The 16,566-nt window shown below is 60.6% G+C and carries 13 protein-coding genes and 1 riboswitch; of the genes, 12 read left to right on the top strand and 1 reads right to left on the bottom strand.

All coding sequences use genetic code 11. The annotated features are described in order from the left end of the window. Positions 1-85 precede the first annotated feature (85 nt). Entirely contained in the window at positions 86-1,108 is a 1,023-nt protein-coding gene (locus ACTNBY_RS05045; protein ID WP_427718279.1) for a YitT family protein, read from the top strand. Between the two features lie 87 nt (positions 1,109-1,195). Further along, positions 1,196-2,491, top strand: a complete 1,296-nt coding sequence (locus ACTNBY_RS05040; protein ID WP_441063647.1) for a zinc-ribbon domain-containing protein — start codon at positions 1,196-1,198, stop codon at positions 2,489-2,491. A gap of 140 nt (positions 2,492-2,631) precedes the next feature. Here the strand turns inward: ACTNBY_RS05040 and ACTNBY_RS05035 are convergent, their stop codons facing one another. Beyond that, entirely contained in the window at positions 2,632-4,095 is a 1,464-nt protein-coding gene (locus tag ACTNBY_RS05035) for a M20 family metallopeptidase (protein WP_441063646.1), read from the bottom strand. A 304-nt stretch (positions 4,096-4,399) separates the two neighbouring features. Here ACTNBY_RS05035 and ACTNBY_RS05030 point away from each other — a divergent pair, with 304 nt between their 5' ends. The 10 genes from ACTNBY_RS05030 to argJ all read left to right on the top strand — a co-directional run bounded on the left by ACTNBY_RS05030 (position 4,400) and on the right by argJ (position 16,533). Then, positions 4,400-6,043 (top strand): amidohydrolase, encoded by a 1,644-nt coding sequence (locus tag ACTNBY_RS05030; RefSeq protein WP_441063645.1) that lies wholly within the window; start codon positions 4,400-4,402, stop codon positions 6,041-6,043. 921 nt (positions 6,044-6,964) lie between these two features. Then, complete coding sequence (groES, locus tag ACTNBY_RS05025; RefSeq protein WP_154514813.1) at positions 6,965-7,258, top strand: co-chaperone GroES; 294 nt, start codon at positions 6,965-6,967, stop codon at positions 7,256-7,258. A 96-nt stretch (positions 7,259-7,354) separates the two neighbouring features. Further along, a complete protein-coding gene (groL, locus tag ACTNBY_RS05020) occupies positions 7,355-8,992 on the top strand; it encodes a chaperonin GroEL (RefSeq protein WP_154514811.1) in 1,638 nt (545 codons plus the stop codon). A 372-nt stretch (positions 8,993-9,364) separates the two neighbouring features. Beyond that, a riboswitch (FMN riboswitch) is annotated at positions 9,365-9,557 on the top strand. Between the two features lie 5 nt (positions 9,558-9,562). Further along, positions 9,563-10,153 (top strand): ECF transporter S component, encoded by a 591-nt coding sequence (locus ACTNBY_RS05015; RefSeq protein ID WP_229770605.1) that lies wholly within the window; start codon positions 9,563-9,565, stop codon positions 10,151-10,153. Next, complete coding sequence (locus ACTNBY_RS05010) at positions 10,150-12,054, top strand: energy-coupling factor transporter ATPase (protein WP_441063644.1); 1,905 nt, start codon at positions 10,150-10,152, stop codon at positions 12,052-12,054. The genes ACTNBY_RS05015 and ACTNBY_RS05010 overlap by 4 nt, the downstream gene beginning before the upstream one ends. Beyond that, positions 12,054-12,854, top strand: a complete 801-nt coding sequence (locus ACTNBY_RS05005) for an energy-coupling factor transporter transmembrane component T family protein (RefSeq protein WP_441063643.1) — start codon at positions 12,054-12,056, stop codon at positions 12,852-12,854. Before ACTNBY_RS05010 ends, ACTNBY_RS05005 begins: the two co-directional genes overlap by 1 nt. Before the next feature lie 30 nt (positions 12,855-12,884). Further along, positions 12,885-13,331 carry a pyridoxamine 5'-phosphate oxidase family protein gene (locus tag ACTNBY_RS05000; RefSeq protein WP_441063642.1) on the top strand — a complete coding sequence of 149 codons (447 nt, stop codon included), beginning with the start codon at positions 12,885-12,887 and terminating at the stop codon, positions 13,329-13,331. Between the two features lie 54 nt (positions 13,332-13,385). Then, positions 13,386-13,796, top strand: a complete 411-nt coding sequence (locus ACTNBY_RS04995; RefSeq protein WP_427718303.1) for a pyridoxamine 5'-phosphate oxidase family protein — start codon at positions 13,386-13,388, stop codon at positions 13,794-13,796. Positions 13,797-14,059: 263 nt separating this feature from the next. Continuing rightward, complete coding sequence (argC, locus tag ACTNBY_RS04990) at positions 14,060-15,130, top strand: N-acetyl-gamma-glutamyl-phosphate reductase (protein ID WP_427795080.1); 1,071 nt, start codon at positions 14,060-14,062, stop codon at positions 15,128-15,130. 134 nt (positions 15,131-15,264) lie between these two features. Further along, a complete protein-coding gene (argJ, locus tag ACTNBY_RS04985) occupies positions 15,265-16,533 on the top strand; it encodes a bifunctional glutamate N-acetyltransferase/amino-acid acetyltransferase ArgJ (protein ID WP_441063640.1) in 1,269 nt (422 codons plus the stop codon). Positions 16,534-16,566 lie beyond the last annotated feature (33 nt).

The raw sequence follows: 16,566 nt of genomic DNA, 5'->3' as shown, positions 1-16,566 counted from the left end.
CGTCTAACTAGGGGTTGCAATCTTCGCGCTCCGCGTTACCCTAATGGGCGCATTGTTTCCAAATTGTTAACGAGGGGTTGCCGTAATGGCTGACGAGCACGAAACAGAAAGCAAGGCATGGGCGATTGAGGCCGCCGCGGCAGAGGCGGCATCGCGTGCCGCCGAGGAGGTGCATCGTCCTCCCGTGGTGCCGATGGAGCGCGTGGTCGATCGCGCCGATATCGAGCGCGGCGAGCGTGCCGGCCAAAAGCGCAGCCAGGAGCCGGGCTTCCCGCGCTTTTTCGCCGAGCTCAATCTGGGCCTGATCCTTACGGCCTTTGCCATCGTTGCGTTTAAAACCCCTAATCATTTTGCCTTCGGCGGAACCTCGGGCGTGTCGGTCATTCTTTCCACGCTGTTCCCGACTCTGCCCGTCGGCGTCTTTATGTGGATCATCAATGCGGTTCTCGTCGTCTTGGGCTTTATCTTTTTGGAGCGCAAGGCAATCCTTTGGAGCGTTTTTGCCTCGTTTGCGCTTTCGGCCTACGTCTCGCTGTTTGAGCTCTTCATTCCGACGGATGTTTCGATGACGGGAGATATGTGGCTCGACCTGTGCTTTGCCGTGATTTTGCCGGCGCTGGGCAGTGCCATTGTTTTTGACATTGGCGCCTCGACGGGCGGCACCGATATCCTTGCCATGATCCTCAAGCGTCGTACGACGCTCGAGATTGGTCGCGCCTTGCTACTGGTCGATATCGGCATCGTGACCATCGCGGCCTTTTTGTACGGTCCGCGCGTTGGCCTGTACTGCGTGCTCGGCCTGTTTGCCAAGACGCTTGTGGTCGACAAGGCCATCGAGAGCATTCACTTGCGCAAGGTCTGTACGATTATTTGCGCCGAACCGCGCAAAGTCGAGGAGTTTATCGTCAAGCATCTCAACCGCACGGCAACGATCAGCCGCGGCTACGGTGCCTTCTCGGGCAATTGCGTCACAGTGATCATGAGCGTGCTGAGCCGTCGCGAAGCAGTGCAACTGCGCCGTTATACCCGCGATATCGATCCAGATGCGTTTATCACGATCGTTGACAGCTCCGAGATCGTGGGCAAGGGCTTCCGCGGCACGAACTAGCGCGGATATACCCTTCGAACCATTGAATAAAGCCGCCTACGTTTCAAATCGGTCATCTTGGGGTATTTGTCCCCACATTGGGCGATAATGTTGCCAAAGACGTCGTTTGCGATCCAGGTAATTCGCTCTAGATACGAAGGGATGATTTCGATGTTCTGTTCGCAGTGTGGTGCCCCTATGGGCGATAACGACAAGTTCTGCGGCGTGTGCGGTGCCCCTAATGCCGGTGCTGCAGCCTCCGCTCCTCAGGGTCAGCCTCAGCAATTTGTCCCCCAGCCTTCCATGAACGTGCCCAAGGGCTGTGTGGCTCAGGCGTTCCAAGACATGACCAAGACTCCGGGCGTGCTGCAGCGCGTGTGCCAGATTGCTTTTTTGCCGGCGCTTATCTGTGTCGTGTCGGTGCTCGTGCTGTTCATTCCCGTTATCGGCGGTATTGCAGCTGCCATCGGCTTTTTGGCCGCCTGCGTGGCGAGTGTGTGCGGTTCGGGCTTTGGCATCGAGTGGGGTCGCGACCTGTCGCTTAAGATCGATGACGGCATGGATCGTCCGTTGATGCGTTCCACATCGTTTGGCCTCGGGGTCTTTTCGAGTGTTATTTCGGTCGTGCTCGAGATTATCGCTGCCATTCCCGTTATTGGCGTAGTGCTTTCGCTGGTGGAGAGCGTGGTAATTGGCGCGGCGGGCTCGTATTCGCATTACGGCTCTTATGCGCTCGAGACTGCGCTGTTTGGCTCGCTTGGCCTGCTTGTCCTGGCTATGATTGCCACGGCGGTCTTGGGAGTCTTTTTTAAGATGTTCGCCGATATTGCCGTGATGCACTTTGCGGTGACCGGTCGCGTCGAGAGCGCGTTTTCGCTCGACAAGGTCTGGGCGGCCTTTAAGAACAATAAGACCAAGCTGTTTTGCGCTTCATTCCTTCCCGAGTTTTTGACGGGCCTGGTTGCCAACGTTGTCACATGGATCTTGACGGCGGTCTTTGGCGCTATTGCCTCTGTCGGTATGTATAGCTACTACTATCGTCCTACGGGTATTGAGGCAATTGTTACCGGCGGTGGCATCTCACTCGTGCTGTTCCTGGTGCTGATCGCTTTCGTCACCGTATTTCTAACGGTCTTTGGCAAGATGCTCAAGCACCGTGCCGTTGGCTATTGGGTCGCACGTTATGCAAGCGAGTGGGCCGACGAGGATAAGGACGACGTCCTGACGTTTGTATTGCCCTTCGAGAAGAAGTCCGCTCCTTCGGGTTACAGCGCTCCGGATGTCGCGCCTGAGCCCGAGCCTGAGTCTGCCCCGGGATCTGCGCCGGAGTCCGAGCCCACGACGGAGTCCGAGCCCACGACGGAGCCCGCGCCAAGCTCCGACGAGGACCCGCAAGACGAGTAGCCCTGTCACCTGCCATTTGGGGACGGGGTGGAAATGGTAGAAATAGTGCTTGACGAATGAGCGGGGGCGGACGTGTCGAAACGTCCGCCCCCGCTTTGACATCGCGATGTGGCTACGGCTGCGAGATGGTCGCGATTCGACTACTCGTTGTGCTTCTCCTCGTGGCGAGCGGCGGCACGGGCATCGTGAATGCCCTTGATGGCGGCATGGCGGGCGGTGCGGGCGTCGTGCATGGCGTCGCGGGCCTCGGCGGCCGTTGCCTTGGCAGAGCGTAGCTTGGCTGCCAGATCGGGATTGGTCTCGGCAACCGCGGCGATAGCGGGGCCGTCGAGCTCCTCTTGCGTGGGCTCGGCCAAAAAGTCGATGGCATACTGAGCGGCTACCATGGAGCCCTTGGCGAGCACGCTCTCGTCGATCTTATAGAAGCAGGAGTGCTGGGCGTACGTGGCGCCGATCTGGGGATTGCGCGTGCCCACAAAGGCAAGCACACCCGGTACACGGCGCAGGTACTCCGAAAAATCCTCGCCCGAAAGCGTGCCGCGATAATGGCCTTCGCTGGCTGCACCCAGACACTTGACCACGGCCTGACGACAACGCTCACTCGAGGCGACGTCGTTTTCGACCTTGTAGTTGGCGATGGTGTAGTCGGTAAGTTCAGCCTCGGCGCCCAGGGCCGCCGCAGTGTGCTCTACGATGCGACGCATGAGCTCGGGCATTTCCTCGTGCGTCGAATCGCCATAGGTGCGCACCGTGCCGGCGAGGTAGGCGGTACCGGCGATAACGTTGCGCGCGGTGCCGCCGTGCAGCTCGCCGACGGTAATGACGGCCGGCTCGTAGGGGCTGATCTCGCGCGAAACGATGGTCTGCAGGGCGTTGACGATCTCGGCCGCCACCATGACGGCGTCGTGGCCGCGCTGGGGCATGGCGCCGTGGCACGAGGTGCCGCGGACATCAATGCGGAACCAGTCGGTATTGGCCATGCGCGGACCGGGCTCGCAGCTTACGGTGCCGGCGTCGACCTCACTCCAGATGTGTGCGGCGTAGGCGCCATCGACGCCGTCGAGCACACCCGTGCCGATCATGAGTTTGGCGCCTTGGCCGTTTTCCTCACTGGGTTGGAAGACGATGCGGACCTCGCCGTGGATGTCGTCGGTCATATGGCGCAGGATCTGTAGCGTGCCGAGCATCATGGCAATGTGGCAGTCGTGGCCGCAGGCGTGCATGCAGCCCTCGTTGACGCTGGCGAACTCCTCGCCGGTCTGCTCGGTGACGGGTAGGGCGTCGATATCCGCGCGCAGCAGGATGCGGCGGCGCGGCGTGCCGTCCTCGCGGTAGGCGTCGGGTGCGGTGCCGCGAAGGGTCGCCACCAGGCCCGTCTTAAGCGGGCGCTCGTAGGGGATATTCATGGCGTCGAGCTGGTTGGCGATGTCGGAAGTCGTGCGCTCTTCGGCGAGGCTCAGCTCCGGGTGCTTATGGAAGTGCCGGCGCTGCTTGATGATGTAGGGCTCAAACTCGGCGGCGATATCTTGGATGGCTGCGGTGACGTCATCAGCCGCGCGGGCCTCGGTCGCTGCCATAATCTGCTGTGCCTTGGTCTTCGTCATGGTCGATTTGCTCCTTGCTGGTTTATCGCAAAATCGTACAGGCTCTTTCCAGTATGCCACCTGCCACTTGGGGACGGGGCAGAAATGGTAGAAATGGATACCTCCGTAACCTTGACAGGTCCAAATTGCTTGTGCACGCAGCCTTGGATGCGGCTTTCAAGCTTGAAATCTACCATTTCTACCCCGTCCCCAAGGGGCAGGCGGGGCCGTTGGGGTTGGGAAAGGTGCCGTTTACCGCTTGACGTTTTGCAGCTGTGGCGGTGGAGTACACTCGGGGGTGTTGAATTTCCTGCCAGAGATGGGGATGCCCATGCAACATATCGATCGGATTATCCGCTCTAAGAACGTCTTTACCTCGCAAGATGGCATCGATACCGCCCGTGAGCTGGCGATTGCCATCGCAGGCGACCGTATCGTCGCAGTCGGCAAGCCCGATGACGTGATCGCCGCCGCGCCTGCCGCCACGCCGGTTATCGACTACGGCGAGCAGTTTGTCTGCCCCGGTTTCCATGACGCTCATCTGCACTTCTTTCATACCTCGGTCGGTTCCTCGCCGTATATGCTCATGGATGGGGGCACGTCCGAGGTGGCGCTGGTACAGCACGCGCTCGAGTTTTCCCAGGATCTGCCCGACGACGCTTGGGTTGTGACGCAGGGCTGGCGCGACTACCGTTGGGACCCGCCCGAGCATCCTACCAAGGCGTCGCTCGATGCGGTATTTCCCGATCGTCCCTGCGTTATGTACTCGGGCGACGGCCACACGCTGTGGCTCAACAGTCGCGCTCTCGAGGCGCTCGGCGTCACGCGCGATAGCGAGCCGCCAGCGGGCGGCAGCTACGACAAGGACGCAAACGGTGAGCTCACGGGCATTGCTCACGAGGCGGCTGCCATGCAGCTGTTGCCGCGCTGCCTTGAGTGGCTGGGCGAAGATCGCATCGCAAGCGCTTACGCCGATCAAATGAGGCGCATGGCCGAGCAGGGCATCACCTCGATCTGCGACATGTCGCTCATGCCCATGCCGGGCTGCGATTTTATCCGCGACGACGTCTACGACAAACTGCAGACAGCCGGCAAGCTGGGCATTCGTGCCCATCTGTTCCCCACGCTGCTGGATGACCAGTCGCGTCTAGAAGAGCTGCAGGCACGTTACGCGAACAACGCACTGCTTTCGGCGCCGGGCTTTAAGCAGTTCTTTGACGGCGTGTCGAGCGAACATACGGCATATCTCACCGAGCCCTATACCAATCCGCGCTTCCCGGGCGACCAAGGCCGTCTGACGGTTTCCGCCGAGCGCATGCGCAAGCTGGTTCTGGCGGCTGCGGAGCGCGGCCGCGCCGTGCGCATCCACGTTATCGGCGACGGTGCGATTCATGCCGCGCTGGATATCTTCGAGGAAGCCGCCGGTCTGTACGGCCTGCCCCAGCACGGCCACAACACGCTCGAGCACCTGGAGAACCTCCTGCCCGAGGACATCGACCGCCTGCGCAAGCTCAACGTCGTCGCCTCGAGCCAGCCCTGCCACATTACGCTCGACCCGGGTGGACCGGAGCGCGATTTGGGCTTGGAGCGCAGCCGCATCATGTGGCCGTTCGCAACCTATAAGCAGCGCGGCATTCGCCAAGCCTTCGGTACCGACAGCCCCATCACGCCCGTTACCAGCATGGACGTGCTCTACACGGCTATCACGCGCCAGGACCCCAAAAGCCACTGGCCCGAGGGCGGCTGGTTGCCGAGCGAGCGCATCGACGCGGCAACGGCTTTGCGCAACTACACCTTGGGCAGCGCCTATGCAGCAGGCGACGAGCAAAACCTCGGCAGCTTGGAGCCCGGCAAGTATGCTGACCTGGTAGTCCTGGACCAAAACCCGCTCACTGTTGACCCCCAAGAGCTTCAGGCCACCAACGTTCAGGCCACCTACCTGGCAGGTAACGTAATCTACGAGCGCTGATGCTCATGCCGTGTCGTTAAACGCGGCCCGGGCGACTTATTTTGGGATGGCGCTCGAGCCACGTCTGCATATCGGTGGGGACTCGTTATGAGCGTCCCTGCTCTGTCGGATTTGTGCGTGGGGTGGAGGCGCTGCTGCCTCGCGCGTTCAAATTGGACATTTGCAATGCTGCCTCATGGTGTTTTGCATACTTCCCATTACAGATTGCATAAAAAGGTTGGGATGTTCTTTCTGGCCCTGATGTACCCCCGCCTGGGCCGTGCAAAAAACGGAGTATTCAGCACTGCGAGCTCTGCCGGCGCCGTTGCGGTTGGGTAATGTCATGGGGATTGACGTCATTTTGGCGTCCGGGCAGGCACGAGGCATGCCTTTATGCCCTGATGGGGTCTGCCTGCCGACCCAAATCGCCGGTCGAAGGCGTCCTTGGGACCAATAAGATGTGTCTGGCGCGTATACAGCCATCCTGGTCTGCTGAATACTCCCAAAAATGCACGGTGCTCCCCAGGGGACCCGTGCGTGCAGCGAAAGCCATGCCCATGTTCCCATCTGCATCGCCATTTTGCTGCACTGACGTTTCTGAATGCCGCGCCCGAACTAGTTAACTTGGCTCCCGTGTGGCGCCGGAGGGGCGGGATATAAGGTTTATCGCGAGTTCCGCACGAGCCGAAGGCCACTTAATGTGGCCTTCGTGCGAGCAGGACTGCCCGAGCAGGAAACCTTATGCCCCGCCCCTCCGGCGCCACACGGGAGCTGCGCACAAGTTATCCCCCCGGCATTCAGAAAATCTAAGTGCCAAAAAATAAGATTTTTTGACTCTGTGTTGTATAACCCGCCATTCGTGGGTACCATTCAACGCGTACGCAAACAAATAGGGTTAATTCGCGTGGCATAACCACGCGGCCCAAAAAGGAGGAGACAAGCATGTCGTCTTTGAAGCCGCTTGCAGATCGTGTTCTGGTCAAGCCCGACGAGGCCGAGCAGAAGACCGCTTCTGGTCTGTATATCGCCAGCAACGCTCAGGAGAAGCCGCAGCGCGGCACCGTCATTGCCGTTGGCGCTGGCAAGGTCAACGACAAGGGTGAGCGCATCCCCATGGACGTCAAGGAAGGCGACGTTGTCATCTACGGCAAGTTCGGTGGCAACGAGGTTAAGGTCGACGGCGAGAAGTATCTGCTGATGCGCGCCGACGACATTTACGCCGTCGTCGAGGCCTAGTCTCATCAGGCTCTCTGATTCGTCTTTGAACGCGGTCGCCGCATAGGACTCGGAAGCGGCGACGTGAGTCACATTTCTTTTGGAGGATTACCTACCATGGCAAAGAACATTACGTTCAATACCGATGCCCGCGCTAAGCTCGCCAAGGGCGTCAACACTCTGGCCGATGCCGTTACCGTCACCATGGGCCCCAAGGGCCGCTATGTCGCCCTGCAGCGCACGTTCGGTGCCCCGACCATCACCAACGACGGCGTTTCCGTCGCCAAGGAGATCGAGCTCGAGGACAACATCGAGAACATGGGTGCGCAGCTGGTGAAGGAGGTCGCCACCAAGACCAACGACACCGTGGGTGACGGCACCACCACCGCAACCCTGCTCGCTCAGGCCATCGTTAACGACGGTCTTCGCAACGTCGCCGCTGGCGCCAACCCGCTGGCCATCCGTCGCGGCATCGACAAGGCCGTCAACGCCGCCGTCGCCGAGATGAAGAAGCAGGCCAAGCCGGTCGAGACCAAGGAGCAGATTGCTTCCGTCGGTACCATCTCCGCCGGTGACCCCGAGGTCGGCGAGAAGATCGCCGAGGCCATGGAAGTCGTGGGCAAGGACGGCGTCATCACCGTCGAGGATTCCCAGACGTTCGACATCACCATCGACACCGTCGAGGGCATGCAGTTCGATAAGGGCTACGTCTCCGCTTACTTCGTCACGGACAACGACCGCATGGAGGCCGTGATGAAGGATCCGTACATCCTCATCACCGACCAGAAGATCTCCAGCGTCCAGGACATCATGCCTGTTCTCGAGGCTGTCCAGCGCGCTGGCCGTGGCCTGCTCATCATCGCTGAGGACATCGACGGCGAGGCTCTGCCCACCCTCGTCCTCAACAAGATCCGCGGCGCCCTCAACGTCTGCGCCGTCAAGGCTCCGGGCTACGGCGATCGCCGCAAGCGCATTCTCGAGGACATCGCCGTCCTCACCGGTGGTCAGGCTGCTCTGGACGAGCTGGGCGTGAAGGTCGCTGACATCACCGCCGATATGCTCGGTACCGCTAAGTCCGTCACCATCTCCAAGGACAACACCGTCATCGTCGGCGGCGCTGGCTCCAAGGAGGCCATCGACGCCCGTATTGCTCAGATCAAGGGCGAGATGGAGAACACCACCTCTGACTTCGACCGCGAGAAGCTCCAGGAGCGCCTGGCCAAGCTCTCCGGTGGCGTTGCTGTCATCAAGGTCGGCGCTGCCACCGAGTCCGAGCTCAAGGAGATCAAGCATCGCGTCGAGGACGCCCTGCAGGCAACCCGCGCTGCTGTCGAGGAGGGCATTGTCGCTGGCGGCGGTGTCGCCTTCATGGACGCTGTGCCTGCGCTCGATGCAGTCGAGATCGACGACCCCGAGGAGAAGATCGGCGTCGACATCGTCAAGAAGGCTCTGACCGCTCCGGTCGCAACCATTGCCAAGAACGCTGGCTTTGAGGGCGCTGTCGTGGTCGACAAGGTCGCCGAGCTGCCCGCTGGCCAGGGTCTCAACTCTGCCAGCGGCGAGTGGGGCGACATGATCGAGATGGGCGTCCTCGACCCCGTCAAGGTCAGCCGCGTCACCCTGCAGAACGCTGCTTCTGTCGCCAGCCTGATCCTCATCACCGAGGCCACGGTTTCCGATGTGCCCAAGAACACTCAGCTTGAGGATGCTATCGCTGCTGCTACCGCTGGTCAGCAGGGCGGCGGTATGTACTAAGGCCGACAAGGTCTAGAACTCCCACCGGGAATCCCGGGGGCGTGACGGGGTTTCTCTCCGGAACGTCCTCGGACATGCAAAGAGGCTCCGCATCGCGCTTCGCGCTGCGGAGCCTCTTTGCGTCCTGCGGAATGTTCCGGAGAGAAACCCCGTCACGCCCCCCGGATCCCCTGCGTTTACGGCCTTGAAGTCGGCTCGCGGAGAAGGACGTGGTTGTTGGGGATACGTATCCCGGACGCTGTTTCGCGGCTTTGCCGCGAAAAGCGCGTTACTTTGGGGAGGGTGGGGAACGTGGTTATTGCGGCAACTGATCCCCACCACAAATTACCTTTGGCGTACTTGCGCGAAAGCCTGCCCGTGCTAGACTTGGAATTGCTGTTTCAGGGCGGGGTGAAATTCCCCACTGGCGGTAAATCGGACGGTGCCAGAGGGGCGCCGTGGCGCAGGCGAGGTACCTGCGTCCGAGCCGATGAGTCCGCGACCCGTGCGTGCGTTGGTTCGCATGTCGGCTGAACTGGTGAGATCCCAGTACCAACGGTTAGAGTCCGGATGAAAGAGGCAGGTGATCTTATGTCTGAACAGTCGCAGCATATCCATTTTGAGAACACGAATAGGTGGAGCACCAAACAGCTCGTTACCATGGCGCTGATGTGCGCCTTGGGCGCCCTGTTTATGTACGTGCAGCTGCCCATCCTTCCTTCGGCGCCGTTTTTGACCTACGACCCGTCGCTGGTGCCGGCGATGGTGTGCGGGTTTGCGTATGGTCCCGGCGCCGGTACTGCTGTTGCCGCTATGGCTATCGTTATTCACGCGCTCACCACGGGTGACTGGGTCGGTGCGCTTATGAACCTGGTTGCCACGCTGGGCTACATTCTGCCCGCGGCTATCGTCTACCAGAAGATGCATACCTATAAGGGTGCCGTGATTGGCCTGGTGTTCGGCGTCATTGCCGCTACGGCGCTGTCTATGGTTGCAAACCTTACCATTGGCGTATGGTTCTGGTATGGCTCGGTCGATGCGATCGCTCCGCTCATGGTTCCTGCCGTGCTGCCGTTCAACCTTATCAAGACCGTGCTCAACTCGGTGCTCACGCTTGCAGTGTACAAGGCGGTCTCCAACCTCATCACGCCTAAAAAGAACCAGGTCAAAGGCCGCGCATGATTGATTGTCGAGGCGTTTCCTTTAGCTATGACGGTGTCACGCCGGCGCTCGACGGTATCGATCTGAACATCGAGGATGGCGAGTTTTTCTGCATCCTCGGCGGCAATGGGTCGGGCAAGTCGACGTTTGCCAAGCATCTGAATGCGCTGCTGCAGCCCGATGCAGGAACGGTGCGTATCAACGGCATGGACGCGTCCGATCCCGAGCTGGTCTACGACATCCGCTCGACTGCGGGCATGGTGTTCCAGAATCCCGACGACCAGATTGTGGCGACGCTTGTCGAGGACGATGTTGCGTTTGGTCCCGAAAACCTTGGCGTGCCATCGGCGCAAATTGCGCAGCGCGTACGCGAGGCGCTGAAGGGTGTGGGCCTGGTGGGCTTTGAGCGCCACGAGACCCATGCACTTTCGGGCGGCCAAAAGCAGCGCGTGGCGCTTGCCGGCGTGCTCGCCATGGAACCGCGCGTGCTCATATTGGACGAGGCTTCCTCGATGCTCGATCCGCGTGGACGTAAGGGCCTCATGAAGGTTTGCCGCGCGTTGCACGATCGCGGCATGACCATCGTGATGATTACGCACTTTATGGAAGAGGCCGCCGAGGCCGATCGTGTCGCGGTGTTTCGGGCGGGGCGCGTTGCCATGCTCGGTGCGCCCGAGGAAATCTTGACGCGGGCGGACGAACTTGCCCAGCTCAACCTGGATATGCCGGCGTCGTGCTGTCTAGGTAGGGCACTCCGCGCGAAGGGCGTACCCGTTTGCGCGCAGGTGCGTGAGGCGGATATGGTCGCCGAGATTGCACAGGTTTATGCTGAGCGGAGCGGGGCGGACGTCGCTGGGCGGCCCTCCGCATCCGATTCTCGTGTGCTTGACCATGCATCCTCTGCAGCCGACGGGATGGTCGCGTCGGAACCCGTCATCGAGATTTCGCACCTCTCGCATAGTTGGTCGCTGAGCGCCCGCGAGCGCCGCCGATGGCGCAAGCGCTCGACCACTGTGGGCGCATCGGGCAAACAGGCTCTTTGGGGCAACGATCCAAACAGCCCCTGGGCGCTACGTGATGTTTCGCTGACGGTGCGTCGCGGCGAGTTTCTGGGCCTGGCGGGTCATACCGGCTCGGGTAAATCAACGCTGGTTCAGCATCTCAACGGGCTGATTCGTCCACAGGAGGGGAGCGTTTGCGCACTGGGGCTCGACCTATCAAGCAAGAAAGGCGCCGCCGCGGTTAAGGCCAAGGTCGGCGTGGTGTTTCAGTATCCCGAGCGCCAGCTATTTGCCGAGACCGTGGCGCAGGACGTGGCGTTTGGCCCGCGCAACCTTGGCCTGCCGCAAGACGAGGTTGTTCGCCGTGTCACAACATCGCTTGCGCGCGTGGGCCTCGACCTTGCCGCGATAGGCGACAAGAGCCCCTTTGAGCTTTCGGGCGGTCAGCAGCGCCGCGTGGCGTTTGCCGGCGTGCTCGCCATGGAGCCCGAGGTCCTGGTGCTCGACGAGCCCATGGCGGGGCTCGATCCGGCTGCGCGCAGGGATTTCCTGGAGCTCATCGATCGGCTCCATCGTGAGGGCCTGACCGTTGTCATGGTTTCGCACAGCATGGATGACCTGGCAAATTGTTGTGACCGTATCGTTGTGATGAACGAGGGCGCGGTGTTTGCCGATGGAACGCCCGCACAGGTTTTTGCGCACGCGAACGAGCTCAAATCGATCGGTTTGGGCGTTCCCGCTGCGCAGCGCATGGCATTGTCGCTCGTGCAAGCCGGTGTGCCGCTCCGCTGCGACAAGCTTTATACGGTTGAGTCGCTGGCCGACGAGCTGTCCGGCATGCTGCTAGGCTGCGCGGACGGACCTTTGAGGGCGTCGCGTCAGGCTGGTTTCAAGATGGCCACGCAAGAGGAGGGCTGCTAATGGAGGCATTCTCATTTGGCAGCTACTATCCGGGGGAAAGCGCAGTGCATCGCCTGGATCCGCGCACTAAGTTGCTCCTAGGTTTCGCATTTCTGATCACTGCGCTCACCGTCGGCAGCTTCCGCGGGCTGGTTCCGGTCGAAATTTTTGTCGTGCTGGTCTATGTCGCGGCCCGGGTTCCGTTGCGTCGGGTCCTATCGTCGATGGCACCACTGCTGGCGATTGTCGTGGTGGTCGCGGTGCTCAACCTGTTTTCCGATCAGAGTGGCCGCATTTTGTGGCAGTTTGGCTTTTTGCAGGTGAGCGAGGGCTCGCTGCGTTCTGCGACGTTTATGGCGTGTCGTCTGACGATGATGATGGCCGGCATGAGCGCCATTACGCTCACCACGCCGACGCTCGACCTCACCGCGGGTTTTGAGCGCCTGCTCGCACCATTCGCGCGCGTGGGGCTTCCGGCGCACGAGCTCGGCATGATTATGGGTATCGCACTGCGGTTTATGCCACAATTTGCCACCGAGATGAAACAGACGGCCGATGCACAGGCAAGCCGTGGCGCGCGCGTGACGGGCGGTCCGCTCGGTGGCGTGCGCATGCTCGGCAGTGTGGCGATTCCGCTGTTTGCTGGCGTGTTCCGTCATGCCGAGACGCTTTCGGCCGCCATGGATGCGCGCTGCTATCACGGCGAGCGGGGACGCACGCGTCTGCATGCGCTTACGTTTGGCCGCGGGGATGCACTGGCCGCGGTGGCGATGGCGCTGCTGGTGGCATGCGTTGTCGTTATCAATCTTCAACTCGTCTAAGCTCGATTCGAGCGCAAGAAAGGGGTCTCTATGACCGACATCGATCGCACGGCTCAGCTCGAACGCGTCTGCTCGTATCTCAGGCGCATTCCGGCGTGGTATCTTGCCACGACCGATGCAAACGACGGGCATCAGCCCCGCGTGAGGCCGTTTTCGTTTGCCATGGTCGATAACGACAAGCTGTGGTTTTGCACGTCGCGCGACAAGGACGTGTGGGCGGAGTTGAGCAAGAATCCCAAGTTTGAGGTGTCGGGCTGGAAGCCGGGGGAGTGCTGGATCGTGTTAACTGGCGAGGCCGCACTCGAGGACGATGCATTCGTGAGTGACAAGGTGCGCCAGACGGGCTTTAAGCACATGGTGGGCATTGGCGAGCAACACGATAGTGCCAACGATGACCGCCTTGCGTTCTTCTCGGTCCGCAACATCGCCGCGCGGTTCTGCGATATCGACGGCAGCGAAGAGCTCCTCGAGCTTTAATTTCCCAAATTGGCTGCCCATTCCAAAAAGACTGGTCAGATGACAGGAGGAAACGTGGACGGATTGAATACGGTGCTGGAGTATCTGACGTCGGTGCCGGCGTGGTACCTAGCGACGAGCGTGGACGGGCAGCCGCATGTGCGTCCGTTCTCGTTTGCGCAGATTCAGGACGGCAAACTGTGGTTTGTAACGGCGCGCACCAAAGATGTGTGGCAAGAGCTGCTGCAAAACCAGCGCTTTGAGGCCACGAGTTGGTGGCCGGGCCATGGTTGGTTGATCCTGCGCGGACGTGCGGGTCTGGACGACCGGGCTTCGGATGAAATGCGCGAGGCCGGGTGGAAGCATCTTGAGCGCTTGAGCGAGCACTATGAGGGGCCTAACGATCCCACGCTTGTCTTCTTTAGCGTCGAGGACCCCGAGGCTTTTATCTGCAATCACGACGAATGGGTTCCGGTCGAGCTCTAGGCTGCTCTGGGCGACCCTTAAGTTTGGTATTCCGTATAAGGTGGGCTCCGCATTGGCCAGCAGTATGATGCGCTGCGGCTAATGCAGAGCTCGCTTATTTTTTGTCAATTCTTTCAAGCGAATGTGTCGGGTATGCTTCAATGCATGAAGACACAAATTATTTGCGTAAATATGCATTCTCGGGTGCTAAAGTTTCAACCTACCTCATAACGACGGCTGCGGAATGCGCAACGACGCATAAGACCGCAGACAAGGAGTCCGATATGTCTTTAAAGGTTGGAATCGTCGGCGCGGCTGGATATGCCGGCGCCGAGCTTATTCGCCTCGTGCTCGGCCATCCCGAGTTTGAACTTGTTGCCATTACGTCCAACGCCGATGCCGGCCAGCTGCTGTCCGCGGTGTATCCGAGCTTTGCTGGCGTGAGCGATCTGGTTTTCACCACGCATGACGCCCCTGAACTCAAGAGCTGCGATGCGGTATTTCTCGCCGTGCCGCACACGGCTGCCATGGCACAGGTGCCCGCTCTGCTTGCGTCGGGTGTCTCTTGCTTTGATCTTTCGGCCGATTACCGTCTGAGCGACGCGTCCGTCTTTGAGACATGGTATGCCGCCGAGCACACGAGCCCCGAGTTGCTTAAAACACGTGCCTTCGGTCTGCCCGAGTTGTTCTGCCAGGACTTAGAGACCGCTGCATCCGACCACGCCGACGGCAAGCCCGTACTGGTCGCCTGCGCCGGTTGCTATCCCACCGCAACGAGTCTTGCTGCCGCGCCTGCCGTGCGTGCGGGCTGGGTGGCCCAGAGCGGCCCCGTAGTCGTCGACGCCATCAGTGGCGTGACGGGTGCCGGTAAGTCGTGCAACACCCGCACCCATTTTTGCAGCGCGGACGAGAATCTGGAGGCCTATGGCGTAGGAAAACATCGCCATACGCCAGAAATCGAGCAAATTCTGGGCCTTACCGATCGCGTCGTCTTTACTCCGCACCTGGCACCGCTCAAGCGCGGCCTGCTCTCTACGGTGACGCTGCCGCTCGCAACGCAGGCTCTCGAAGCGCTGACTCTTGAGGATGCCGTCGACCATTACAAGAAGTTCTACGCCGGTCGTACCTTTGTGCGCGTGCTCGATGCCGGCCAGCAGCCCAAGACGGCTTCGGTTGTCGGTACCAATGCCGCCCAGATCGGCCTTGCGCTCAACAAGCGTGCGGGCGTGCTGGTGGCGACGGGCGCCATCGACAATTTGTGCAAGGGCGCTGCGGGCCAGGCGGTCCAGTGCGCCAACATCGTCTTTGGTTTTGACGAGCGACGAGGCTTGCCCACAGTGGCGTGCCCGGTGTAGCACATTCGATTATTAACGATTTGGTAGTCGGGTATCGAGTTTGGCGCCACTTTTAAGCTGGTCTCATGATTGTGGCTGGCATGGCGCACCAACCGATGCCCATTTTTTGTTTGACATAAGGAGTCGTAAAGACGATGAATGCTGAGCAGTTCGATATCAAGATTCGTGCCGTAGAGGGCGGCGTAACGGCGGCAGCCGGCTTTAAGGCGGCGGGCATCCATGCCGGATTCCGCAAGAATCCCGAGCGCCTGGATTACGCGCTCGTTGTGCCCGATAAACCCTGTCCCGGGGCCGGCGTGTTTACGACTAACCGCTTTTGTGCGGCGCCCGTGCAGGTGAGCCGTGCCAACCTGGGCGGTACGGACAAGGGCTATGGCATCATCGCCGGTGTTTCAATCAACTCCGGCAACGCGAACGCCGCCACGGGCGAGACCGGCCTTGCCTGTGCGCGTGAGACGTGCAATATCGCCTCGCAGGTCATTGGCTGTGAACCCCAACAGATTTTAGTTGCCTCCACGGGCGTGATCGGACAGATTCTGCCGATCGACACGTTTGAGACGGCAATTCCGTCCGCCTACGAGGCACTCTCTGCCCATGGCGGCGCCGATGCAGCCCGTGCCATCATGACGACCGATACGCATTCCAAGGAGTATGCCGTTCGCTACAGCAGCGAGGCCGCGGGGCACGCAGGCAATACCTATACGGTGGGCGGCATGTGCAAGGGATCGGGCATGATCATGCCCAATATGGCCACCATGATCGCGGTCATTACTACCGATGCCCCCGTCGAGTCGGCGGCGCTCCACACCCTACTGCTCTCGACCGTTAAACAGACCTTTAATAAAGTGACGGTCGATTCCGATACCTCGACCAACGACACCTGTATCATGCTGGCTTCTGGCGCTGCCGCCGTGGATGCCGAGGCCATCGTCGAGGGCACTGACGCCTTTGACGAGCTGGCCTTTGCCGTGCACGAGGTGTGCGAGAGCCTGGCACGTAACATCGCGGCCGATGGCGAGGGTGCGTCAAAGCTCGTGACGGTTAACGTCACCGGCGCCGCCAACGACGAGGAAGCCGATATCGCCGCCCGTGCCGTCGCCAACTCGCCGCTCGTCAAGACCTGCATCGCTGGCCACGACTGCAATTGGGGTCGCGTTGCCATGGCGCTCGGCAAGTGCGGCGTAAAGTTTAATCAGGAAGACGTTTCCATCGACATGATGGGCATGCCCGTCTGCCGCGATGGCCTGACTGTTCCTTTTGACGAGGACGAGGCCCTGCGACGTTTTGAGGCGCCCGAGATCGTGATTTCGGCCGACCTGGGCGCAGGCGACGCGGCAACGACCGTGTGGACCTGTGACCTCACGCACGAGTACATCTCAATCAATGGTGACTACCGCTCCTAGACTCCAGGCACGCTGCGCATCTCGCCGCGATTG

Source organism: Collinsella sp. HCP28S3_E12 (assembly GCF_052065595.1).
Lineage (GTDB): Bacteria > Actinomycetota > Coriobacteriia > Coriobacteriales > Coriobacteriaceae > Collinsella.
Note: the sequence above shows the minus strand (reverse complement) of the source record. Positions and strands in the feature narration are given on the sequence as shown.